This is a genomic window from Exilispira thermophila (assembly GCF_055389015.1).
Window position 1 is genome coordinate 889,590 of the sequence record NZ_AP042476.1, and the last position, 25,701, is coordinate 915,290.

Annotated in this window: 21 protein-coding genes; 5 read left to right on the plus strand and 16 right to left on the minus strand. The window is 26.1% G+C overall.

Translation table 11 applies throughout. The features are described from left to right. Positions 1 to 298 precede the first annotated feature (298 nt). From ACZ5EC_RS03855 to ACZ5EC_RS03905, 11 genes are all read right to left on the minus strand, one after another. The gene (locus ACZ5EC_RS03855; RefSeq protein WP_464303645.1) at positions 299 to 1,060 is read right to left on the minus strand and encodes a type 1 glutamine amidotransferase domain-containing protein; all 762 of its coding nucleotides are present in this window, start codon (positions 1,058 to 1,060) and stop codon (positions 299 to 301) included. Beyond that, positions 1,060 to 2,073: a CE1 family esterase gene (locus tag ACZ5EC_RS03860; protein WP_464303646.1), complete on the minus strand. Its 1,014-nt coding sequence runs from the start codon at positions 2,071 to 2,073 to the stop codon at positions 1,060 to 1,062. Before ACZ5EC_RS03860 ends, ACZ5EC_RS03855 begins: the two co-directional genes overlap by 1 nt. A 99-nt stretch (positions 2,074 to 2,172) precedes the next feature. Then, a complete protein-coding gene (locus tag ACZ5EC_RS03865; RefSeq protein WP_464303647.1) occupies positions 2,173 to 3,285 on the minus strand; it encodes an SLC13 family permease in 1,113 nt (370 codons plus the stop codon). A gap of 384 nt (positions 3,286 to 3,669) precedes the next feature. Further along, positions 3,670 to 5,301, minus strand: coding sequence for a right-handed parallel beta-helix repeat-containing protein (locus tag ACZ5EC_RS03870; protein ID WP_464303648.1), 1,632 nt, complete (start codon positions 5,299 to 5,301; stop codon positions 3,670 to 3,672). Between the two features lie 272 nt (positions 5,302 to 5,573). Next, complete coding sequence (locus ACZ5EC_RS03875) at positions 5,574 to 5,882, minus strand: hypothetical protein (RefSeq protein WP_464303649.1); 309 nt, start codon at positions 5,880 to 5,882, stop codon at positions 5,574 to 5,576. A 222-nt stretch (positions 5,883 to 6,104) separates the two neighbouring features. Continuing rightward, complete coding sequence (locus ACZ5EC_RS03880; protein WP_464303650.1) at positions 6,105 to 6,872, minus strand: DNA-3-methyladenine glycosylase I; 768 nt, start codon at positions 6,870 to 6,872, stop codon at positions 6,105 to 6,107. A 138-nt stretch (positions 6,873 to 7,010) separates the two neighbouring features. After that, positions 7,011 to 7,556, minus strand: coding sequence for a class I SAM-dependent methyltransferase (locus tag ACZ5EC_RS03885; protein WP_464303651.1), 546 nt, complete (start codon positions 7,554 to 7,556; stop codon positions 7,011 to 7,013). A 189-nt stretch (positions 7,557 to 7,745) separates the two neighbouring features. Continuing rightward, positions 7,746 to 8,255 carry a hypothetical protein gene (locus ACZ5EC_RS03890; protein WP_464303652.1) on the minus strand — a complete coding sequence of 170 codons (510 nt, stop codon included), beginning with the start codon at positions 8,253 to 8,255 and terminating at the stop codon, positions 7,746 to 7,748. A gap of 132 nt (positions 8,256 to 8,387) precedes the next feature. Then, complete coding sequence (locus ACZ5EC_RS03895) at positions 8,388 to 10,055, minus strand: IS1182 family transposase (RefSeq protein WP_464303085.1); 1,668 nt, start codon at positions 10,053 to 10,055, stop codon at positions 8,388 to 8,390. A gap of 76 nt (positions 10,056 to 10,131) precedes the next feature. Further along, a complete protein-coding gene (locus tag ACZ5EC_RS03900) occupies positions 10,132 to 10,617 on the minus strand; it encodes a hypothetical protein (RefSeq protein ID WP_464303653.1) in 486 nt (161 codons plus the stop codon). A 158-nt stretch (positions 10,618 to 10,775) separates the two neighbouring features. After that, the gene (locus tag ACZ5EC_RS03905) at positions 10,776 to 13,598 is read right to left on the minus strand and encodes a prenyltransferase/squalene oxidase repeat-containing protein (protein WP_464303654.1); all 2,823 of its coding nucleotides are present in this window, start codon (positions 13,596 to 13,598) and stop codon (positions 10,776 to 10,778) included. A gap of 524 nt (positions 13,599 to 14,122) precedes the next feature. Between ACZ5EC_RS03905 and ACZ5EC_RS03910 the strand changes: the two genes are divergently transcribed. From ACZ5EC_RS03910 to ACZ5EC_RS03930, 5 genes are all read left to right on the plus strand, one after another. Beyond that, positions 14,123 to 15,025 carry a hypothetical protein gene (locus ACZ5EC_RS03910; RefSeq protein WP_464303655.1) on the plus strand — a complete coding sequence of 301 codons (903 nt, stop codon included), beginning with the start codon at positions 14,123 to 14,125 and terminating at the stop codon, positions 15,023 to 15,025. Continuing rightward, the gene (locus ACZ5EC_RS03915; RefSeq protein ID WP_464303656.1) at positions 15,022 to 15,801 is read left to right on the plus strand and encodes a hypothetical protein; all 780 of its coding nucleotides are present in this window, start codon (positions 15,022 to 15,024) and stop codon (positions 15,799 to 15,801) included. The genes ACZ5EC_RS03910 and ACZ5EC_RS03915 overlap by 4 nt, the downstream gene beginning before the upstream one ends. A 15-nt stretch (positions 15,802 to 15,816) precedes the next feature. Then, positions 15,817 to 16,884 carry an AAA family ATPase gene (locus ACZ5EC_RS03920; protein ID WP_464303657.1) on the plus strand — a complete coding sequence of 356 codons (1,068 nt, stop codon included), beginning with the start codon at positions 15,817 to 15,819 and terminating at the stop codon, positions 16,882 to 16,884. Positions 16,885 to 17,036: 152 nt separating this feature from the next. Further along, positions 17,037 to 17,891: a DUF58 domain-containing protein gene (locus tag ACZ5EC_RS03925; protein WP_464303658.1), complete on the plus strand. Its 855-nt coding sequence runs from the start codon at positions 17,037 to 17,039 to the stop codon at positions 17,889 to 17,891. Continuing rightward, entirely contained in the window at positions 17,884 to 19,503 is a 1,620-nt protein-coding gene (locus ACZ5EC_RS03930) for a hypothetical protein (protein WP_464303659.1), read from the plus strand. Before ACZ5EC_RS03925 ends, ACZ5EC_RS03930 begins: the two co-directional genes overlap by 8 nt. Positions 19,504 to 19,506: 3 nt before the next feature. Here ACZ5EC_RS03930 and ACZ5EC_RS03935 read toward each other — a convergent pair whose 3' ends face one another. The 5 genes from ACZ5EC_RS03935 to ACZ5EC_RS03955 form a co-directional block, all read right to left on the minus strand. Beyond that, the gene (locus ACZ5EC_RS03935; protein ID WP_464303660.1) at positions 19,507 to 20,472 is read right to left on the minus strand and encodes an ABC transporter ATP-binding protein; all 966 of its coding nucleotides are present in this window, start codon (positions 20,470 to 20,472) and stop codon (positions 19,507 to 19,509) included. Positions 20,473 to 20,520: 48 nt separating this feature from the next. Continuing rightward, on the minus strand, positions 20,521 to 21,513 hold the full coding sequence (locus ACZ5EC_RS03940; protein WP_464303661.1) for an ABC transporter ATP-binding protein: 993 nt from the start codon (positions 21,511 to 21,513) through the stop codon (positions 20,521 to 20,523). Between the two features lie 55 nt (positions 21,514 to 21,568). After that, complete coding sequence (locus ACZ5EC_RS03945) at positions 21,569 to 22,522, minus strand: ABC transporter permease (protein WP_464303662.1); 954 nt, start codon at positions 22,520 to 22,522, stop codon at positions 21,569 to 21,571. A gap of 302 nt (positions 22,523 to 22,824) precedes the next feature. Further along, the gene (locus ACZ5EC_RS03950) at positions 22,825 to 23,838 is read right to left on the minus strand and encodes an ABC transporter permease (RefSeq protein ID WP_464303663.1); all 1,014 of its coding nucleotides are present in this window, start codon (positions 23,836 to 23,838) and stop codon (positions 22,825 to 22,827) included. 63 nt (positions 23,839 to 23,901) lie between these two features. Next, positions 23,902 to 25,503, minus strand: a complete 1,602-nt coding sequence (locus ACZ5EC_RS03955) for an ABC transporter substrate-binding protein (protein ID WP_464303664.1) — start codon at positions 25,501 to 25,503, stop codon at positions 23,902 to 23,904. Positions 25,504 to 25,701 lie beyond the last annotated feature (198 nt).

A 25,701-nucleotide genomic window follows, 5' to 3' on the forward strand; every position in this document is an offset into this window, starting at 1 on the left:
CTTTAAAAGCTCTTTCTCTATTTCTGATATTAAACTTTCTATACTATTTATTTTTTTTTATCCCTGATACTATACTTTCAATTTCTTTTTTGACCATTCTAACTCTATGAGTTCTCCTCCTATTTATCCCAAAACCTTGAAATGAAATAACTTGCATTTGGCTTAACATTAAATATATAAGATGTTAGACAATTTAAAAAACCTAACTTTTAATTCACTACTAAATTCTATTATTTTTTACAATTCTTCTATTTATCAATATCACACACATTATGTATAGTCTTTGTTATCAACTTTTTTATGTTATTAATTTCAAATATTCATTGCTAAATTTATAAATATCACCTGGCCATCTTGCTGATAAATAATTTCTATCCTTTACTACAAATCCAGGTTTAAGGTTATTTTCACTATCTCTAAAAATAGGTAAATTTCCATGAATAAAATTTGAATGATTTTTCAACGCGGATTTAACTTCATCTTCAACAGTCATTTCTGGATAAGTCAGGTAATAATCTTTCAGCCAAAGTTTTGTTAAATTATAAGCTAATAATTCTTGTTTTTTTAATAATGCTGTTGTTTTGTAATCATAAATTACCGACTTGTTTGTTTTTTTGTCTTTACTTCGAGCCAATAGAACAACACCATGACAGACTGCTCCTATTTTCTTATTATATTGAAAAAACAATGGAATAATATTTTGCAGTATCTCACTTTCCAGATATTCTTTAACGCCTTTATCATGACCCCCGGGTAAAAAAATGCCATCATAATCTGAGGGTTGTATTTCATCATATCGTAAAGGATGTTTGTATTCATTACTATTAATCATCATATTGTAAGCTTGGACTGCATCATTTCTTGCTTTTAGTAAGCTTTTGAATATCCCCAATTTTTTTCCGGTTAGCATTATCTCATCTCCAGAAGCAGGTATTCCTTTCGGTGTAGCGAATGTTATTTTAATATTATTAGCAGACAATATTTTCCATGGGATAGCAGCTTCTGATGGGTCAAAGCCGTATGAAGGTAAGGGAATTAATATGTTTATTTTTCTTTGCATTATTGCCTCCTTTTTAATGTTTTATTTTTAAAAAAATTCCATACTTCTGTTGTCATTTCTATATCGTGATTTTGTTTATTAAAATATTTTTCATATAATTGTGAATATCGTTCTTCAATACTTGGAGCCGAATGCCCTCCACCATTAACTTTATATAAAACAACTTCTGTTCCCAAATCCCCATTTTTGTAAACAAATCTTTGAACAACTCCTCCATCAGTTGTATCCAAATCAGGATAAGTATAACTTTCAGGAATTGTATCAGTATGATTGAAATTTATCCAATATTTGATGGTGGTATCGGTTGATAAAACAGTACCATTGTAAGAATCTGGAGGATTTCCAATTGTCCCTCCATTGTAAGGCATATGATTGTCATCAGTTCCATTCATAAATAATATAGAAATAGGATAAGATGGTGAACCACATTTAGAAACTGCGGGTTTTGCAGCGGCAATAGAGGCTACTGCTGCAATTTTGTTATTCAATTCAATTCCTAATCTTTGAGCCATAAATCCACCATTTGAAGTTCCCGATACATAAATACGGCTGGAGTCAATAAGATATTGTGCTTCTATTTTATCAATCAATATATCAATAAAGTGTACATCATCAGCATTGGAATTTACAATACAATCACCACGGCAATCATTCCAGGTTGGTTTATTATATGCTCCATTCAATCCTTCTGGATAAACAACTATAAATTTTTCCTTATTGGCAAGTTTCATCCATAATTTGTAAGGTGTTTTATGCCCACTTTCACCAGTCATATCTTCAATATAAATACCACCACCATGAAGTTCGATAATTAACGGAACAGGGAAATTCCCTATGTTTTGTGGAACATAAATTGCATATCTTCTTGATTCACCATTTATTATAATATTTTTTATAAATAAACCATATTTTTTCTGTTCAATTCTATTATCAAGTTCATGACAACCCATAGAAATTAATAATTGAACAATGAGGATGAAAAACAAAATGTTTTTTTTATTTGTTATTTTCATATTATCCCCTTTAATATAATATTCTTTAATATAAATATTCTCCTTGGTCTTGTTTAAATTCCATACAATGGATTGTGGGTATCATCAGTATGGTTAGTATTAAATCCCAAAATACAACATAAAAACATATATGATTCCTTCTGTTAAAAGAAAGTATGGAATAGAATATTTGTGGAAACTCAACCATAACCTTTTATTTCTTGCTATTCTCAAAGCAATAATGTTTGCCAATGAAGAGATTAATAAACCATTTCCACCAACATTTACTCCATATGTTATTGCATACCAATTATGAGTAAATCTTGTAATAAATACACTTGCTGGAACATTGCTAATCCCCTGAGATATTAACGCAGATACTAAAAAAATATTGTGTGTAGAGCTTAAATTAAGGGCATTTATAGTTTTTGACACTATTGGTATAGTAGATATAATATGAAAATCAATGAAAATAATTATAAAAAGTAACAATAATCCCCAATCTATCTTCAATAAAATTTTCATGTTATATATTATATATATCAGAAAAATAACTGGTAATATCCAAATAGCCAATTTTAACTCTAAAAAGATAATATAAACTAATAGCATCAATGTAGATAAGAATACTAGTGGTTTTTCAAATGTCTTACTGTTATTGATATCATTTGAAATCTTTATCTTTTTATCAGAGAAAATAATCCATGCAAATATCAAAAGAATTATAAGAAGAAAAATAACTAATGGAAACATCTTTATAACGAATGTGATAAAAGAAATATTCCATTTGTGCCATAAAAATAGATTTTGTGGATTGCCAATTGGAGTTAAAGAAGAACCAACATTAACAGAAATAACTTCAAAGATTATTAACTTAGAAATATCGTTTTTGATTATGTGCTGAATTCTAAGAGTTAGAGGAACAACTAAAAAAAGTGTAATGTCATTTGTAAGAAATGTGGATAGAAATACTGATAAAATAATTAAAAATAATGAAAGAGATTTTTCAGTTTCAATTCTTTTTAACATTATTCCTGATATATTATCAAAAATCATACTTTCTTTTAATCCAGTTGTAATTATGAGCAATCCTATAAGTGCTATTATTGTTCTCCAGTCAACAAAGTTAGGATAATTAATTATTTGATCAGGAAAAATAATAGATAAAATTATAAGCAAGATGATAAATATAGATAAAATAAATTCTTTTTTAACAATATTAATTATTTTCAATTTTACTCCAACTAAATTTCATTTAATGTTGTTATATATTAAATTGGTTCGGATATCTTTGCATTTTTGAGTAATATACTAACAATGTTCATATCTGTAGGGAAATATTTTCATATTGTAAAATGCTCTTTTAAATCTTTTTTTTTGATATTCTTGTTTTTCACCTAAGATTCAAACATATCCAAAAAATCCTACAACAAAAAAACGAACATAACTGATAATATTAACAAACAAATTAAAGAACTTTTTTTAACACAGGCTAATTATACTAAATTTTATGATACTTTTATAACATTGGACTGGTCTTATCATGGTCGACTCAATCCTATTGCCTTACATAGTTAGGAGTTTTGAATCTCTAAATTTTTCAATTTTTAACTAATTTTAATTTTTATTCGATTTTGAAGCTGTAGAAGTATTACCAAAAGCTCCAATATTTATTCTGCCTCCATTTGGTATCGGTTCATTTGAATAATCAGAAGTTGGATCACCAGCATCAATACAAGGACTTGTAACACTATCTTTAACCCATTGATTATTATACCAACGTCCGCTTTGAGATTTCAGATGGTAAATTTGCCAAACTTTGTTTGCACCTAAATCAGTTTTGCAAACTGGATTTTCTGCATCGTTTTCATCATCAGCGTTAATCCAAATTGGGCTAAAAATGTAGTAGCTTGTAGCATTATAATATCTGTTATCATAAAGTTCATATTTACACGGTAATAATGGGTCAGTATAAATATCGGTTTTGGACATTACATTATTATAATTTCCTCTAATATTTCCATAGATACAATTATAATTTGAAACAAAGGTGTGAATATCAGGTGCCTGGTTGTCAATTCCGTAAGTTGCATTTCTAATAATAATATTATTTTTCACATAAGTAATAAATCCTGATGATGATGTATTTACAGGATCACCCCTATAAAAAGCTATTCCTGCTCCTTCTGTACTGATTTCTATAATATTATTTTCAATTCGTGTATTATTGAAACCATAAATTCCAATACCAGCTAATTTGTATTGTGAAATTACATTGTTGTGAATATATACTCCTGTATGAGTATTTAGGTCAGCAGGACACCCCTTTTTTACTCGTTCCAACCAGATACTATGCCAATTTTGATTTCCATAAAAGAAATTGTTATAAATCTCAATATCATTAACTGGAACATCTCCCCTGTTTTCAACATGAACAGCTGCAACTCCTGATATTCGCCTGTCTACTGCATTTCCTGCAATGTTATTATAAATTTTCACATGATTACAATTTTGCACTCTTATAGCAGCATCTGTTCTTGTATTGGTTATGTTATTGTTATAAATCTCAATATTTTCGCCATATTCAACATAAATACCATCATGTCCGTCATAATGAATACGGTTATTATAAAATTTAGCATTAATGTCCATAATTGGTCCTGGATTAGTTATAATAATCCCATCAGCAAGACCATGATGTATGTACATATCATTTATTGTAACATTATAACAATTTTGCAACTGTATCATTCGATAGTAACCATGCCCTGCGGGTTCGCTTTGGTTTGCTCTATTTCCGTCAAGTTCAAATCCTCTTATTGTAATATTTCCAGTAGTAACACTTTGGTCTTCAGGCCTAACAAGAAATACGGTTCCTTTTTGTCCAATAAGTGGTTTGTATTTTTTCCACCATCTAGCATGATTAACGAGTTTAACAACTGCGTCTTTATCTCCCTCCAATATCGTATTTGCAGAGATGTAAATCGGTTCATCAATCCAAAAAGTATTTGGACCTTTTAGATGTACTGTTGTAAATTCCGGATGTTCAGCTACAAAATCCAATGCAGCATTTATTTCTATCTGGTCACTTTTCCCATCGCAATTATAATTTCCACTACCGTCACCTGCTACATATATAACTGGTGGTATGGGATTTATTATTTCAGGTACATATGTTAAAGTTTTACATGATGGTACTAAAATGATAATTGTAATTAAAATTATAAAAAATATTGTTTTACTCTTCATTTTGCTACTCCTTTAATTGATATTTATATAGCAATGGTTTTGGTATGCTATTATAATTAACTCATTTATATTAGCAATTTTAGTACATATACTATTCATCTTAAAAGCATAATGTCATATAGAAATTTTAGCAAAACAAATAAAAAATTCAAACTCATTACAATTTTATTTTCATATTTTTTTTATTACATCTTGCTTTGCAAAACAAATCAAAATGTTTTTTCTTGCATAATATAAGTTATTTTTGATAGTGTTTTGGATCTTCAAGTGTATCACCTTTTTTTAATTTTCCAAATTGCAATATGTATCAGATCATGAAACAATATCAGTAATGTTTTTCCTTTAACTGAAACAGTAACTGGTTTATTATTTATAAGCAATGTACCTTTTAAAATGATTTCTGGTTTTACAGTATAAATTATTTCTTCAAGAAAATCCAGTCTCCCCATCATGGGATTAGGGCGCCTATTCCATATTTCTTCCTTTTTTATAACTGTTCCTATAATTATTAATTCTGATTTTTCACTAAATTTAGTATTTAATAAATAACCTGGATTTTCCACAGACAATTTTTGACTCATTTTATACACATTGAATGTAAGCAAAATTAAAGAAAAAATAAATGTGATAATACCTTTTTTCATCCTATTAAAAATGTTCTATATTAATTTAAACCTTGTATTGGTTAATCTGTAATTGCATAAAGTTTAATTTTAAATAACATATAATATTATTAACATATGTAAATGCTCTAAATGAAAATTTAGAGGAAGAATCAAAGGAACAAAACAATATACACTATATTATCTTCTATTATTAGCATAATAATAACAATATTTCTTGACACCACAGATAGAGCATTTTGGATTTTTTTCTAAACAAATTCCATAATCTCCCATTTGACCATATGTTACAAAAACAATATCTATATATCTTATTGGGTAACCTGTTGCAATTGAAATCTCCTTACCCACTTTAATAGCTTGAGAGAGATTATTTACATCATCAATAAATCCAAGTCGTGAGAAAATTCTACAAATAACCCTATCTGGTTTAAGAGTATTTAATCCTAAATCTGTTAAAAAATGATTAACTGTCCTTTCACCGAGATATTGAAATCTTCTTCTCAAATTTGCTCTCAACTTATCAATAGTTTCTTCTTTTGAGAATTGACCAAAAGACTCAAGATATTTATAAAAAGAACCATATTCATTTAAAAGTTTATAAAATGCTTTAGCATTATTAATACACGCTACAATTTTTCCCTTGTGATGAATTACATTTGGATCCTTTAAGATTTTATTTATTTCTTTCTCAGAGTAATCTTTTACTTTTTTAAAATCGTAAAGGTATTTTTTTATTGTCGGTAGCTTCTCTGTCACAGTAGATGCACGCATTCCTGAATAAAAAGTCACATAAACAAGCACCCAAAAAATATTTTTGTCTTGCATGTTCTTATAACTTAGATTTTTAAATTTTCCAAAATGTGATTCAAATTGTTCTTTGGAAAGTTTGCTATTCTTTCGTAGTGTCTTTTCTATTTGATTAAATATTTCTTTATATTTTTCCATTTTCACACCTGCAAATAATTATAGGTAATGTCTGATAAGTATCTAAATTCTAAGAGTAATGAGGATTTAAATGTATGTGCAAATTACCATAGTCAGATAATTGCTTGTTATAAGCTATTACCAACATTCTTTTCATAATTACTCACTTTTTGAGAAAATTGTGAAATGCTGTTCTGGTAAAAAATCAAATTCTTCTTCCAATAAGTACCCTGCTTCTTTCATTTCTTGAATGATAGTTTCTTTAGGAACATCATGTCCAAATAATCCACGAAAAGTGAAAATCTTACCTTTTTTATATTCTATGATAACAATTTTGCCATTCGACTTTAGAAATCGTTTTAGATTCTTAAAATATTCTATTCGATTTGGTATATGGTGAGTGACATTTCTCATAAATATGAAATCTAAATTATTTTCAGGTAAATCCAGTTTATCTTTGGTTAAAATTGTAACTACATTGTTCAAACTTTTTTCTTTAGCATTACTTTTGATAAATTGTAAAAATTCTGGATTTGTATCAATAGCATAAACTTTACCTTTATCTCCAACTATTTCAGCAAATCTTAGTGAAAAATAACCTCCTCCTGCTCCAATATCAGCAATGGATTGTCCTTGTTTCAATCCTATAACTTCAATAATTTTATCGGGTTTATTTTTTGGATCTGCTGCCTTTTTGTTAAACATTTCTGCTTTAAAATTTTTCATTTTTTAACTCCCTATTTTTAGGATAATAACGTATAATATGTTATATGTATCTAAGGTTTGAGGAACATAGCAGAGCAAATTTAGGTAGATCTAAACCAAACCCAGATACCCGCTTATTATACACTGTATCTGTCATCATAATTTATACTTCAAAAACATTAATCGATTTTATTTCATTAAAGAAGAGATATCACTGTATAAAAACTCCCTTTCTTCTGTATTTTCAATCTTTTCTAATTCTTTTTGTGCTTTATTTAAAAAATCCTTCCCTAAATCGCTATTTTTCCCAAGCAATTCTGCACGTGCAAGAGCTTCATAAGCATAACCTACATAGAATGGAGAAAGGTTATTTTCAAGGCTTATTTTTAAACATTTTTCTCCCCAGAATTTTGCCATCTCATAATGTCCAGCAAGGGCATGAACCCTAGAAACAAGCCAGTAACCAACAGAAAGATTCACAGGTTTGTAGTCTTTTCTTTGTTTCCAGTGCCAAAGAGAGGAATATGCCAAAAGAATCATATTTTCGACATCATCAGAAGTTTTCTCTGTTTCGTCAATGAATTTCCAGCAATTATTAAAATATCTAGTAGACAGAATTTCATGTAATTTCTGGTTTAGCAGTGGGTTTTTTAATATTTCTTTCAGTTCCCCTTTTGTAATTTCATCTCGTTTTTGCATAATTCATTATCTCCTTTTGTATTGGTAAAGTGAATAATGGCCAAGGATAAGAGAAGTTGCCGAAGGCAATTTGGGGGCTGTCTTAGATCTTAAGGCAGTCCTTTTTTTTAAAAAAAATAAAAATATAAAAATTTATAAATTAAAGGAAAAAATAAAAGAATTTTCAAATGAATTATTTAATAAATATAAAAAATAAGGTAAAATTTTTCCTTTATTTAGTTTAAACAACTTTCTAATATTATGTGCTATACTTATTAATCCCCATTCTATTTTTACATTATTTATTCCTCTTAACATAAATCTCCTGAATCCCATATTGTGTTTAATATCTCCAAATACGGTCTCAACTTCTATCTTCCTTCTAAATGATAACTCCTGTCCCATTAATGTTGATAAATTCGATTTAACTTCTGATTTTAATTTTAAAAATACTGGATTTACCCATATATTCTTGTAAGGTTTTCCTTTACTACACCTATCCTGATAAATACAACCTTTACATCCATTTGTTGAATATACTTTGTATAATTCTAATTTCTTCCTTTTTGTAGATCTTGCAGTATAAACATATTTTAATTCTTTCCCATTTGCACATATAAAACAATCTTTTGACTCATCATATTTCCAATTCTGTCTGTTTAATTTATCCTTTTTAAAACTTCTTTTACTTTCTTTAAAATATCCTGAATATTTAACATAATTATTTATTCCTCTCCTTTTTAAATATAAATAATTATAAGTAGAACCATATCCTGCATCAGTTATTAAATTTGTTGGTTTTCTCCCTGTCTTTGATATTAAACTTTCTAAATGAGGGATTAAGGTGTTTGTATCTGATCTATCTTGATGGATACTATACCACAATATAAATTGATTTTGTGTGCCTATCTGTACATTATAGCCTGCTTTTAATTGACCATTTAACATTGCATCTTCTTTCATCCTCATAAATGTAGCTTCTTCATCTGTCTTAGAATAACTATTACGTCCTTTAAATTTCTTTTCCTGCTCTTCATATCTTTCTAATCTTGGTATGTAATCCTGTTTTAACTTCTTAATACTTTTTTTTAATTGTTTGCTCTTTTTATCTTTTTTATCTTCTCCTCCTTCTTTCAATACCTCTTCTAATTCTTTTGCTATCTTTTTTAGTTTCTTTGAATCTAATACTTCCTTTTTACCTTTAGATTCTTCAGACTCTTTTTCTTCATAATATCTATCTTCTTCTTCATTTAAATAATCTATCTCTTTTAATAATTTCTTTACATTCTCTTTAAGCTTCTTTTTGTAATTTTTTATGCTCTTTGACCATACAAAACTATATTTATTCGCATTAGCTTCTATTTTTGTCCCATCTAAAAAATAATTGTTTAAATCTACATAACCTGTTTCATATAAATAGGATAATAATATACTGAATATTTCTTCCAAATGTCTTCCTAACTTCTCTTTCCTGAATTTGTTTATTGTCCTGAAATCTGGATAATTCTTCCCACTTAACCACATGAAATATATATTCTCTCTTAATGCCTTGGCTATCTTCCTTGATGAATATATTTTCTGGGTATAAGCATAAACTATTACCTTTAAAAGCATCTTCGGATGATAACTACTTCTACCACCTCCTTTATAGCTTCTGTAAAGAAAATTTAAATCCATATTTTCTATTAAATCATTTACTATTCTTACTATATCATTTTCTGGTATATATTCTTCTAATCTTTCTGGAAATAATAGTGGTTCATCCTGTATATATCTTTTAAATACTACCTTATTATGTACTTTTGTTCTTCTCTTTTTCATAATTCAATTATAGCAAATAAATTATAAAAAAAAAGAGGTTGTCCCCAAGTTTTGAGACAACCCCTTTTATCAATTTTTAGGTGAATGACCGTGGAAAATCAATCCACTTTTCTTCTTTCACGACCCCATTATTTATTAATGATGCAACTAATCGATATTCTGGATTTGTATCTACATTTACAGCAACACCTATACAATCAGAGTTCATGAATGTGTATTGTTTCAGCCATTCAATATCAATTTGATTTGGGGTCCCTTGGTTGTGTTTCCATTCAATAATCATCATAGGAACTGAACTTTGTTTTGACCATACTGTTTGAAATGGAAATTTCCATATAACTAAGTCTTTGCAGACTTCCTTTTTACCTTTTCCAGTTATTTGACGTACTCGGACTTCGATCCCTATTTGACTTGGTTGGATTATCGTGACTGTCTGTTCCAGTAGGTTGGTGAATGCAAATCTGCTGATTATCTCCCGTTCTTTTCCAAACCAATTTTCCATTTTGATTTCTTCAATAAATCTAATTAGAGCTTGTTTAACTGCATTAAGTAGTTCATTCATATTTTAAACACCTTCTTTTGCCTAACGTCGGTCGGCGGGTATCTGAGGTCGCCGAAGGTGATTTGGGTAAGGGCTGAAAGCCCGAACCAGATACCCGCTTGTTAAGTGACCCCGATAGGGGCAAGGAAGCACTGCAGAATACCTAAACCCGTTTTATATTACAGTTCTATCTCCTTATTTTTGAATTTTTCTTTGATTTTTTCAAACAATTTTTCAAAATTATCAATAGTTTCTTTGAGTGTGTTCTCTGTGTCTTTACTTATCTTTTTTGACAATATCTTCTTAATTTCTAATGCAACTTTTATTTTATCGAAACTTCCTAAACCATTATCTTTAAAAAACTTACTGTATCTTTTAGTTCTCAATCCATTAGTAGATACTTCTTCTAATTTAATCTCGGATTTCTTTAATTTACTTTCAAAAATATCTTTGTATGCTCTGTTAACAGCCATATGATAAAATTCTTCATTAAATAAGTCTTCTATTTCAATATCTTTTCCTTTAAAATCATTAGAAATTTCATCTAACTTTAAAATTTCTGAATCCTCATACATATACTTACTTTTAATTTCCTGAACAACTTTCCTTCCTTCATTATCTGCATCAACAAGAGCTAATACATTATATTTTTCTGCTTTTTGCCATGCCCATAGATAGAGGATTTTATCCGCACCTCCAGCACCATTAATCATTACTTTGTTCATTTTAATTGTTTTCTTATTTTTTTTCTTCAAATAATTGTTTATAGTTTCCAAATATACCTTATCAGAAATTCCCTCTACAATAATATTATTTTTATGTCCAAAAAGTGAATCTGATATATCTGCTCCAATACTTGCCCTGATTACATATAAAGAATCATATAAAGTGTCCCAGAATTTTTCATATATTTTTGTTCCTTTACTTTCTTTTCTTTCTACAATTCTAATTCTTTCCAGTTTGTTTTTATCTATTAAAAAAGGAGAATGTGTAGAGAATATTATTTGATTTGTTTTTGAAATCTTTTCCAAAGCTCTTAGAAAATCTTTTTGTCCAGAAGGGTGTAACAACCATCCTATATTATCAAGTAGAATAACTGCATTACTTAATTCCCCATTTGTTCCAGCTATAAAATTAATATAAAATGATAAGAACCATCTAAACCCATCACTTCTCCTACTTGGGGGATCAGCTTTAGCACCCAACTTGTCGTCAATTGATACCAATATTTCATCACCGATCATCTCTAAATTTACAGTTACTTCTTCTTGTTCCCAAAATTCGTTGATCATCCCAGTTATATTTGTGGTTGCTTTTTTAAAAAATCGACTTATAGTATGTGGATTTTTTGTATTTTTTATCTTTTCAATATCTAAATTCGCCAATTGAAATAAATTTGAAAAAGTTCTATATTTGTCTTTGTTGTTTAGATACTGATCAAGAGAAATAGAGTCTCCTACAAAATCTATACTATCAAAATATACAAAATTATGGATTAGATTTAAGATTTTATTTTGCAGATTATTATTAATGATCTTTCTTAGATTTTCCAAGTCTTTTTTTATCACATCAACTAATTCGACATTTATCAATGGAAAGTTTATAATATTAGTTAATATTTTATCGATTTTTGTTGCATCAGTAGCTTTTTTAAGTTTTTCAATGTACTCATTATATAATACCATAAGATATGCATCTAATTCTTTTAGAAGCAGGATGGCATTATAGACAAATTGCACTTGTGGTTGTTGATTTGGAAGATGACCGAACCCACCATTTTGATTCTGACAGGAAACAACAAATTGGATAAGTTTGTTTTTATCTATCTGTTCTAATCCCCCTAATTCTATTAATGCTCTAACAGCAAAATAGGTATATGTTATATGTGATGCTTGTCCAGGAACATGACTAAATCCACCATCTGACTTTTGAAGAGATTTAAGCCAATTGATGTGTTTGGTTTTGTCTATCTTGTCTAATGCACCTAATTCTTTTAGAAGCAGGATGGCATTATAGACAAATTGCACTTGTGGTTGCTGATTTGGAAGATGACCGAACCCACCATTTTGATTCTGACAGGAAACAACAAATTGGATAAGTTTGTTTTTATCTATCTGTTCTAATCCCCCTAATTCTATTAATGCTCTAACAGCAAAATAGGTATATGTTATATGTGATGCTTGTCCAGGAACATGACTAAATCCACCATCTGACTTTTGAAGAGATTTAAGCCAATTGATATGTTTGGTTTTGTCTATCTTGTCTAATGCACCTAATTCTTTTAGAAGCAGGATGGCATTATAGACAAATTGCACTTGTGGTTGCTGATTTGGAAGATGACCGAACCCACCATTTTGATTCTGACAGGAAACAACAAATTGGATAAGTTTGTTTTTATCTATCTGTTCTAATCCCCCTAATTCTATTAATGCTCTAACAGCAAAATAGGTATATGTTATATGTGATGCTTGTCCAGGAACATGACTAAATCCACCGTCTGACTTTTGAAGAGATTTTAACCAATTGATGTGTTTGGTTTTATCAATCTTGTCTATGCAATTAACAGATTGTTTTAGGTTGTTCTCATTCTTTTTAAAAAGGTTTAAAATATCATGTTTTATATTCTCAATTTTCAATTGTAATTTTTTACTCATATCAGGTTTTTCTATTTCATAATGCCCATCAAAATACTTTGTAATTACAAGTTCATTAGATATTTCAAAACTTTCATTTATAGATATTAAATCTTTTTTTTCAGCATTGTCCAGTATAAACCAAATTGTGATAATAGGTATTTTTGATATTTCTCCATGACTTAACAAATAACTAAGATCATCCTCCTGATATTCATAGTCTTTATCAAACGATTCAATTGCTTTAAGAAAATTAGTTTTTCCTTGCTCGTTTTTTCCTAATAAAATGGTTATCTTATCATCTAGGCTAATCTCACTACTATCGATTATTGATCGAAAATTTCTAATCCTTACTTTTTTAATTCTCATGGTTTCTTCCTCCTTCAAAGGTAGTCTTGGAAATGTCACCTAACTAATTCATATCCGCATTGTGGATATACATCAAAATTTATATTCTTTTTTAGCATTTAAAAGTATATCATCATATTATAGATTTTATAAAACTAAATCAAAAAGTCAAACTCATTTCAATTCTATTTTCACATTTTTAATTACATCCTACTTTGCAAAACTATTATAATAACTTATAATTTATTTTGGAAATGGGATACAAAATAAAAAAAGCAATTAAAAAATTTATATCACTAAATTATATATATTTTATTTTATATAAAATATACAAATTTTTTATATATTATTTATTAAGTTATTGCTTTGTATATTTATCATTGGTATTATTATCATTAATATTTAATTACAAACCTATTATTTTTCATTTTATCAATTATTTTATTATCTCTCTATTTCCTATATTTATAATTTTTCCTTTACTAACTTCTAACAATAAAAAATTTATCTATATAATAGATTATAAAAATATTTTATATTCATATTTGTATTTAAATGAATTAGAAAAGCGTAATGAGAATGATAAAAATGACATTAAGAAAAAATTAGACCTTCTTTTAAATATATTCTATAAAAAATCGCTTTATAAATTAAGATTATCAAAAAATAGTTTTAAAAAAATAAAATTTAAATTCTCTAAATCATTAATATTTTTAATATTGTTAAACTTAATATTTTTAATCATAATAGAAATTATATCTTATAAAAAATTTGATTCTTTTTTCTTCTCTTATGTAAGTGAAAATAAGAAAAAAATCTTAAATATTGAAAAATTTATATCTCAAAAAGAAAATCTCTATAAATTCCCGGTTTTAAAAGATAATGAAAAGCAATTATTATTATCAGAAATAAGCAAAATTAGAAGCAATATAAAAAATAATAAATTTAATAATGAAGTTGAATTGTTAGAAACTTTAAATAAACTAGAAAGAAAATTAAAAAATGGGGATATTGATAATCAAAATAAATCTAAAATAATAAAACAACAAAATGAAAAAACTTTAAACGAAAATAAATCTAATAATAGTTTTAATAAATTGCTTGAAAATTCTTTTTTAAATGAAAATGATAAAAATCAAAACAAAAGTGAGATAAAGAAAAATTTCCCTATATCTTTTTCACAAAACCAGAAAGGATTTAAAAAAATCGATCAAAAAATTTTAATTGAATCCCCTATAAAAAAATACAAAACTTTTCTGGATATTATTTATTCCGAAAAAAAAGGAAATAACATTAAAACTTTAAATATATATTCTAATAAAGTTAAACTAAATATCATTGATACTCTATTTAATGACTTTATAATTAATACAGATAATAATAATATAATTGATGAAGATATTATAAAATTGTATGATCTATATAAAAACAAAAAGATAATAAAATGATTTATTCTATTATAACAGGAATTTTAATATTTTTACTATCACGATATTTAGAAATTAGTATTAATAATATATTCATTAAAGCATTTATTGAGGAATTTTTAAAATCAATTGGTTTAATTTATTTATTTATATTAATTATAATTGAGAGGTTAACTAAAATTAACCATAACAAAGGGCATAATAATATAAATTACAATAAAAATAATTACAATAATACCAACAACAATAATAACAATAATATTAAAATTTTAAATTCAACAAAAAAAAATAGTTATCAATTTAACCTGAATTTTAATATCAAATTAACTTTTAAAAACTGGCTGGCAATATTACTATCTTTAAAGAGTTTAAAAAATTTTAATCTTTTTATATTAAATTGTTTTTTAATTTATTTTACTTTTACCATAACGGAAAATATATTTTATTTTATAGCTTATCCCACTAATACTGTTTATTTAAGAATAATAACTGGGTTTTTAATTCATATTAATACTGGACTATTATTAACCTATTTAATTTCTAAAACAAAAATTATAAATTTTATAAACAATTTTAAGTTAAATATAAATTTAATTAATTTTATCAAATATATAGCTTTCTACTTAATCTTTTTAATAACTACTTCCCTCTATCACTATTCTAACAATATTATTTTATACAAAGGAATTTATAATATAAAAATTTTATTTATTGCAAATCCAATTTTATTTCTTATTTTATTATCAGGAACAATAAACAACATGAAAAATTATTTTTTATTTAATTTTTTAAAATAATTAAAAGGGTATTTTATGAATGATAATACAATGGAAATTTTAAATGATTTTATTCAACTATACAATGATTATAAAAATTACATAAAAAAATATATTGTTGGACTTGAAGATATAATTGAAAAAATGTTTATTGCTCTATTTTCAAATGGTAATTGTTTAATTGAAAGTTATCCTGGACTTGCAAAAACAACTTTAGTAAAAACTTTTGCATCTTTTTTTAATTTAAAATTTTCAAGGATACAATTCACACCTGACTTGATGCCATTAGATATTATTGGATCAAATATTATTCAGGAAGATGAAAAAGGTAAAAAATATTTTGAATTTTACAAAGGGCCTATCTTTTCAAATATCATTTTAGGTGATGAAATTAACCGAGCAACACCAAAAACCCAATCAGCTTTTTTAGAAGCAATGGAAGAGAAAAAAATAACTTTTTTAGGAAATACTTATCCTTTAGAATATCCATTTTTAGTTTTTGCCACTCAAAATCCTATTGAACTATCAGGGACTTACCCCCTTCCAGAAGCGCAAATTGATAGATTTATGTTTAAATTAAACATAGATTATCCTGATTATAAAACTCTTTACAACATTATCAATCTTAAAGAAAAACAAATAAATTTAAATTTTCATAAAAATATTTTAAATAAAAATCCTGATTCTAATAATATTTCTAATAATATTTCTAATAATAATTCTAATAATAATTCTAATAATAAAATAATTAAAAAAGAATTTTATAACTTAATTTCAAAAGTTGTTGTAGCTGACAACATAAAAAAATATATAACTTCAATTGTATTAAATACAAATCCTGAATCTTCATCATCATCATTGGTTAAAAAATATATTTTATATCCTGCTTCTGTAAGGACTGGAATTTTTTTGATAATAGGAAGCAAATGGAAAGCTCTGCTTGACGGTAGATTAAATGTTTCTATCGAGGATGTAGATTCACTGGTTTATAGTATTTTAATACATAGAATAGTGTTGAATTTTGAGGGTGAAGCAGAAAATTTAAATAAAAAAGGGATAATAGAAGATATAATTTTTAAATCAAAAAGAGAATTAGAATTTTAAATCATTTTAGTTTTTTATAAATATTTATGTATTTTTAAATATTTAAATTTAATTTATGCATTATAGAAGGTCATGTCAATAATAGTATATAATAAAAATATAATATAATTTTAATTAAATATAGATGAATTAAAAATATAGTGAAAATAATTATGAATATTCATATTGATAAAGAAACACAAAAAATTATTAATATATTTATCAAAAGACAGGTAAAACTACAAATTCATGGTAATAATAAAATACAAAATCAAATTTATAAAAAAGCTGGTAATTCTTTTGAACTAAAAAATATAAGGGAATACCAGATAACAGATGATTTTAGAAAAATTGATTGGAAACTTTATGGAAGAACTGAAAGATTTTACATAAAAGAATATTTTGAACATGAAAACCTTCCTATATATTTTTTTATTGATATTTCAGCATCAATGAAACTTTTCGATTTAAATTATTATCTAAATTTTATATTTTCTCTATCATATATCTTCTTAAAACTTGATTTTACTTTAAATATTGTATTTTTTAATAATAGAATTAGAAGTTTTTTAACTCAATTAAAGGGAGTTAAAAATATTTCAAAAATTATTTCAGTTTTTTCAAAAACAAGTTTTACTGGAGATTCCAATTTTATGTATTCTTTAAAACAATTAAATACTAAATTTAATCCTAAAATCATTTTTATTTTTTCAGATTTTCTTTTTGAAAATAATTATTTCACCACATTTAAAAATTTTAAAAAAATTTTTTTATTACATTTTTATAATCGTTTTAAAAATTTTAACTTTGATTATGATACACTGTTAGTAAATGATGAAGAGTTTATGAAAACTTTAATTTTTCCATTAAATAATCTTACTGAAAATAAAATTATTGAAAAAGAAAACAATTATTTAAATGATCTTTTATTTTTAAGTAAACAAAATTATGCTAATTATTTTTTAATTGAACCTCATAAACAAAGATACAATATTTACTTTAATGTAATGGAACAATTTTATGCTTAATTTTTTATTCTGGTTATTTATTTTATCAATTCCATTTATTTTTTTATTATTTTTTTCTTCAAGTAAAAAAATAAAAGTTGTTTATTCCCATTTTTTACTAAAACAAAATGAAACTCACAAATTCAAAAGTAGATTAAGTATTTTGTTTTTACTTTATTATGACTTACTTTTTGATTTTTTAATAATAATTGTAATTTCTTTAATTTTATCAAACATTAACATTTTCCATAAAAAAGAAGTAGCGTTTGTTATTGATAGTTCTTATTCAATAAAACAAAAAAGCTTAAAAAAATTTTACAATTATTTAAAAACAAAAAATGGTTTTAATAAAGATATTTTTATTCTTTCCTATGATTCTAAAATTGGCAAAAACAAGTTGTATAATGTTCGCGGGAAATTACCTCATGATAATTTTTCTAACTTTTACTTGTTTATTAATAACAATTTTATCCATTTTAATAATGATTATAATAATATTTACAAATTATTTACAAAGCTAAAACAAAAATACAAAAAAATTATCTTTTTAACAGATTACTTTCCATTTACAATTTATAATATTGACATTTATCAATCAGGATTTGACTCTACTTCAATATTCTATCCTGTAAATATTTATTATAATATCTTTACAAAACAATTTGAAATATACTTTATTAATACAATTTCAAATATCCCTTTTTCAAATGATATAGATATTCAATTGTTTAGTTTAGAAGATGATTACAATAAATTAAAACCATTTAATAATTATAAAATAATAATGGATAATCCTGATAAATTAAAAATTATTATAGGTGAAGAAGGTTATTATTTATTGAAAGAAGGGAATTTAAATTTTATTATAAATCTAGAATATCCAGCTTTAAATATAATATCTCATTCAAAATTTACTGATAATTTTAAGATTTTTTTTGCAAATAAAAATATTAACAGCGAAATAAAAGATAAAACAAAAAAAAGTATTAATTTATATTATTATGATTTCAAAAATAATCTAAAATTAAATATTTCAAATAAACAAAGTTTTATCCTTTTTATAAAGACAGATGATTTATGGGGTGATGACCAGGAAAAAGTAATAGCACCTGATATATTTTATTATTATCTTGACCCAGAGATCACTGATAATAATTATGGATCTCAAATTTATTTTAAATCATTAATATTTTTTCTTAATAAAAATAATTTTCAAAATTATAAATCCAGATTTTTAAAAAATTTTTCTAATTTAGAAAAAACACAAAATCTTGAAAATATCCTAGTAATTGATGAGAATTTTTCTAAATCCTTATATTTCCCGGTTACTGTTTTAAATTTAATTTATAAATTAAATTTAGATTCAATTTCAAATAATAATATTACAAAAACAATAAATCAAAAATTAAAATTAATTTATGATGGAACACAAAATTTTATATACAAATTTAATGATACATTAATAATTAAAAATCTTGCGATTGATGAATTTATAAAACCTATTTATTTAAATAAAAAGTTTATTATCCACAATAAAAACAATTCAAAAATACTTTTTATAATTTTATTAATATTAATTTTTGTAGCTAAATTTTATTTTTTATTCAAAACCCAAAGAAAAAATATAGTATAATTTTTATTCATACAACCAGCAAGAAACAAAGTGCCCTGGTCTAACTTCTTTCATTGGAGGATATTCTTTTGTACATATATCCTTTTTATATGGACATCTTGGATGAAAATAACACCCTTTTGGAGGGTTTATTGGCGAAGGTACATCACCTAAAATTATTTTTTTATCACTTCGTTCTTTTGGATCAATTATCGGAGAAGCAGCAAATAATGCTTTTGTATATGGATGTAAATGATTTTCCACAAGTTCTTTTTTATCAGCATATTCAACAATTTTTCCAAGATACATAACAATAATTCTGTCAGAAATAAATTCTACAACTGATAAATCATGAGCAATAAAAATATATGTTAAATTATATTTTCCCTGTAAATCCAATAATAAATTTAATATTTGCGCTTGAATAGAAACATCAAGAGCAGATACAGCTTCATCACAAACAATTAGTTCAGGATTTAAAGCTATTGCTCTTGCAATACCAATTCTTTGCCTTTGACCTCCAGAAAATTGGTGAGGATATCTTCTTTTATATCTGGGATCAAGTCCAACTTCTTCAAGTAATTCATTTACTCTATCTTGAATTTCATTTTGAGGAATTATATTATGAATTTTAAATGGTTGGGCTAACATTGCAGAAACAGTTTTTCGTGGATTTAAAGAAGAATATGGATCTTGAAAAATCATTTGCATTTTTCTTCGTAAATTTTTCATCTCTATTTTATTTAAGGAAAATATTTCTTTATCATTATAAAAAACTTCTCCTGCAGTTTTTTCATATAATCTTAAAATAGTCTTACCTAAAGTTGATTTTCCACATCCTGATTCACCAACAATACCTAATGTTTCTCCTTTATAAACACTAAAACTGACATCATCAACTGCTTTTAAAGTAGCTTTTTTATCTCTCATACCCTGAGGTTTTATTTCAAAAAATTTTTTTAATTTATTAACTTTAAGAAGTTCTTCCATTCTTTACTCCCTATTAAATTATCACTTTATTTAAGATAATGAATTTAATTAAAATTTTATTTCTCCTGCAAAATGACATCTAACTAAATGGTTATCATTAAAATATTTATCTTCAGGAAACTTTTCAAAACAGATTTTTTTAGCATATTTACATCTATTTGCAAAAGGACATCCATCACCAATTTCAAGCAAATTTGGAACAGTTCCAGGAATTGCTTCTAATCTTTTAGCATTTTTATATTTCTTATTTGAGGGAATAGAATTTAATAAACCAACTGTATATGGATGTAAAGGATTTTCAAAAATAGTGAAAATATCTGTCTCTTCAACTTTTCTACCAGCATACATAACAATAACTTTTTTTGCCATTTCAGCTACAACACCCATATCATGGGTAATCAACATAATAGACATTCCAATTTTATTTTGTAGATCTTTCATTAATTCTAGAATTTGTGCTTGTATTGTAACATCTAAAGCTGTAGTAGGTTCATCAGCAATTAATAATCCAGGATTTGGAGATGCTAAAGCCATAGCAATCATAACTCTTTGTCTCATACCACCTGATAATTGATGTGGATAATCATAAACTCTTTTTTCAGGTGAAGGTATACCTACAAGTTTTAACATTTCAATTGATCTTTCTAAAGCTTCTTTTTTTGGTAATTTATGATGGGTGATAAAAACCTCTGAAATCTGTTCACCAATTTTAAAAACAGGATTTAAAGAAGTCATAGGTTCTTGAAAAATCATAGATATTCTATCACCTCTAAACTTTCTCATCTCTTCTTTTGAATATTTTAATAAATTTTTTCCTTCAAAAATTATTTCACCTGAAACAATTTTTCCTGGTGGTTCAGGTATTAACCTCATTATTGATAATGCTGTTACAGATTTTCCACATCCTGATTCACCAACAACACATAAAGTTTCACCCTTTGAAATAGTTAAATCCAGATCCCTAACAGCTTTAACTATCCCTTTTTGTGTATAGAAAAATGTATTTAAACTTTTAATCTCTAATAATTTTTCTTCAACCACAATTGACTCCCTTTATAAATATAAATTAGTTAAACGATAAGATTAGAATTATATATTAATCTTTTAGTCTAGGATCTAATACATCTCTTAATCCATCACCTAATAAATTAAATCCTAAAACAGCAAGTAAAATAGCAATACCTGGAAAAGTAATAACCCACCATGCATTTGCAACAAATTCTTTACCTGAAGCAAGCATTAAACCCCATTCTGGTGTAGGTGGTTGAGCTCCTAATCCTAAAAATGATAATCCAGCTGCTTCTAAAATTGCATTAGCAAAACCTAATGTTGTCTGTACAATAATAGGAGCTATACAATTTGGTAAAATACTAAATAACATTAATTTATTATCACTTTCTCCTAACGATCTTTCAGCAACTACATAGTCATTCTCTTTTTCAGCTAAAACAGAAGACCTTATAATTCTAGCATATTGAGGTATTCCTACAATACCTATTGCAATCATACCATTTATTAACGAAGGACCTAAAACTGCGACAATTACAATTGCTAAAAGAATATATGGAAAAGCTAACATTATATCCATTAATCTCATAGTTATATTATCATACCAGCCACCATAATAACCAGCTGTTAAACCAATTATTAAACCAAAAAACAATGAAATAGAAACAGAAACAACACCAATCATAAGTGAAATTCTTGAACCATATATAATTCTTGTTAAAATATCTCTTCCAAAATCATCTGTACCCAGTATATAATTTCCTGTAAAAGGTTTTGTTAATCTCATTTCTATATTTTGTTCAATAGGTTTATGTGGAGAAATATACGGAGCAAAAATAGCAAGTAATATAAAAAAGATAATTATAATTAACCCAGCCATAGCAGTTTTATTTTTTCTAAACATTATCCAGTTTTCATGAAACAATGTGTATTCTTTTTCTTTAAGTTCTTCTCTCTGTTTTCTTAATAATTCTTTTTTAGCTTTTTCTTTTTCTGGATCAGTTAATTTAAGTATTTTTTTAAAAAAAGAGATTAAATCCATATTAACCCCTAACCTATAATTTTATTTTTTAAAACTATTTAAATCTATTTTAATAAAATTTAAAATCCAGTTTTAAATTTTACATATTTTTTAAAACAATTTTTTCATTATAAATTATTAATTTATAAATTTTTTATACATTTATATTTCTTTCATTAGTTTTTTAAAATTTTATTACTATTTATTATTATTTATTTTTATTTATTTTTTAGCTTAATTATCTTTTATTGTAAATAGTATTGTAAATAGCAATTTTATTCTTCAATTAATTTAATCTATTTAATAGATATACTTATCTTTTTTTAATACTTAATTTTTGGGTTTATATATGAATAAAGTAGATCAACTAATAAATTAATTAAAACAAATGAAGTAGAAATTATTATAACTCCACCTTGAACTGCAGGATAATCTCTTGCTTCAATTGCATTATACAACCATCTACCAATACCTGGCCATGCAAAAATTGTTTCAGTCAAAATAGCACCACCAAGTAACATACCAAATTGTAAACCTATAACAGTTACTACAGGTAATAATGCATTTTTTAATGCATGACTATAAATCACTTTTCTTTCTGAAATTCCTTTTGCTCTGGCTGTTCTGATATAATCCTGTCTTAAAACTTCTAACATAGAACTTCTTGTAATTCTTGCAATAATAGCTAAAGGTATTGTACCAAGAGTAACAGCAGGTAAGATCAAATGGGATAAGGTTGATCCCAGATACTTGATATTACCAGATTTAAAATAATAAATAAATGAATCAATAATATAGTAGTTCGTAATTGGTTTAAAAAATAATCTTACACCAATTCTTCCTCCTGTTGGAAGTATATTTAAGTTTATTGAAAAAATAATTATTAAAACCAATCCTAACCAGAAAATAGGCATAGAAACACCAATTAAGGCAACAACCATGGAGGAATAATCAATAAATGAATACTGCTTCGTTGCAGATAACACTCCAAATAAAATTCCAAAAACAACTGCAAATAACATTGATACTAAAGATAATTCTATAGTTGCAGGAAATCTAGCATTTATTTCATCAATTACTTTTTGTCCAGATTTTATTGATCTACCAAAATCAAAAACTACAACTCTTTTTAAATATCTCCAGTATTGGACATGTAAGGGTTGATCAAGACCCAGTTCATGCCTTAATTTTTCAACAGACTCTTTTGTTGCTCTTTCTCCAAGCATTACTCTTGCAGGATCACCTGGAGCGAACACAATCATTAGAAATACTAATGTAACAACACCCCACAATGTTGGAATTAAAAGAGCTAATCGCTTTAAAATATATCTAAACATCAATAAGCTCCCAAATCTTTATAAAAAAGAGGGGGGTTTAATCCCCCTCCATGAAAGATTAATTTATTTTTTCTGAATCCATACTTGATGAAAAATTCTTTTACCAGTTGGATATAAAACAAAATCCATAACTTCTTTTTTCATAGGTTCAACAACAATTGAGTGTGCTAAGCAAACCCAAGGTGCTTCTTCATGAAAAATTTCTTGAGCTTTAAAGTACAATTCTTTTCTCTTTTCTTGATCAAAAGTTTCTTTAGCTTGTTTAATTAAATCTGTAAATTGTTCGTTTTTCCAGAAAGCAATATTACCAGCAGGTACTTCTGCTGAAGGTATAGATAATAATACCCATAAAAAGTTATCAGGATCTCCATTATCACCTGTCCATCCTAACATTGCCATATCATGTTCACCGTGATCTGTTTTATCAAGATAAGTACCCCATTCATAAGATACAATTTTAGTTTTTATTCCAACTTTAGCAAATTGAGCCTGTAATACCTCTGCAACTTTTCTTGCATTAGGGTTATATGGTCTTGATACAGGCATTGCCCATAAAGTTGTTTCAAATCCATCTGGATAACCAGCTTCTTTTAATAATTCTTTTGCTTTTTCTGGATCATAAGGATAATCTTTAATATTATCATTGTATGCCCACATTGTAGGTGGCAATGGATTTTTAGCCGGAATACCTAATTTACCATATACAGCTTTTATAATATCCTGTTTATTAACAGCATAGTTTACAGCCTGTCTTACTAATTTATTGTCAAAAGGTTTTTTCTGAGTATTCATTGCTAAATAACCAACATTTAATCCAGGTTGTTGAACTATTTTTAAATTAGTATCTTCTTCAATTTTTGGAAGATCTTCAGGTGATGGAAAATCCATTATATCAATTTCACCCTTTTTTAAAGCTAAATATCTAGCAGTAGGATCTTGTATTGGTTTAAATACTAACTTATCAAGGTAAGCTTTTTGTCCCCAATAACCATCAAATCTCTCTAATGTAATTGAAGAATCTTTAATCCATTCAACAAATTTAAAAGGACCTGTACCTACAGGATGATTTTTAAAATCTTCTTTCCATTTTTTAGCTGCAGTTGGTGAAACAATTGAAGCAAAATCCATAGCAAGGTCAGCTAAAAATGGAGCTTCTGGTTTTTTGAGATTAATTTCTACAGTATAATCATCAACTTTTTTAATATCTTTTATTATATTATCCATATCCATATAGCCCCAGTATTTCCATGGACCATATTGATAAAATGGATGATCTTTGTAGAACTGTCTTCCCAGAGAAAATACAACAGCATCAGCATTAAAATCAGTTCCATCCTGAAATTTTACACCTTTTCTTAAATGAAAAGTAAATTTTAATCCATCACTGGAAATATCCCAGGAAGTAGCTAAAGCAGGTACTAATTCAGTAGTACCAGGTTTAAATGCTACTAAAGTTTCATAAATATTATTGGTAACATTAAATGAATTACCGTCATCTTCTCTTGCTGGATCTAATCCTACAGCATCTCCAGATGTACCAAAAACAAGTACACCACCCATTTTCTCATTCTTTTGAGTTGTTTCAGCTTTTTTTCCACATCCCCAAAAGAATGTGAACATTAAAGCAACAACCAAAAGGATCACTACAATAAACTTTTTGTTCATAAGAACTCCCCCTTTTTAGTTTATTTTTTAATACTTAAAAAATTTAAAGATTATAAATAAAAAATAACATTAATATTTCTACTAACTAATATACTTTAAAATATTATTAATTAATTTGTGTTATATTATAATTTAATGAATTTTAAAAAGTAATTTTATTAATATAATTAAATTATAGCTATATTTATATTCTTTGTT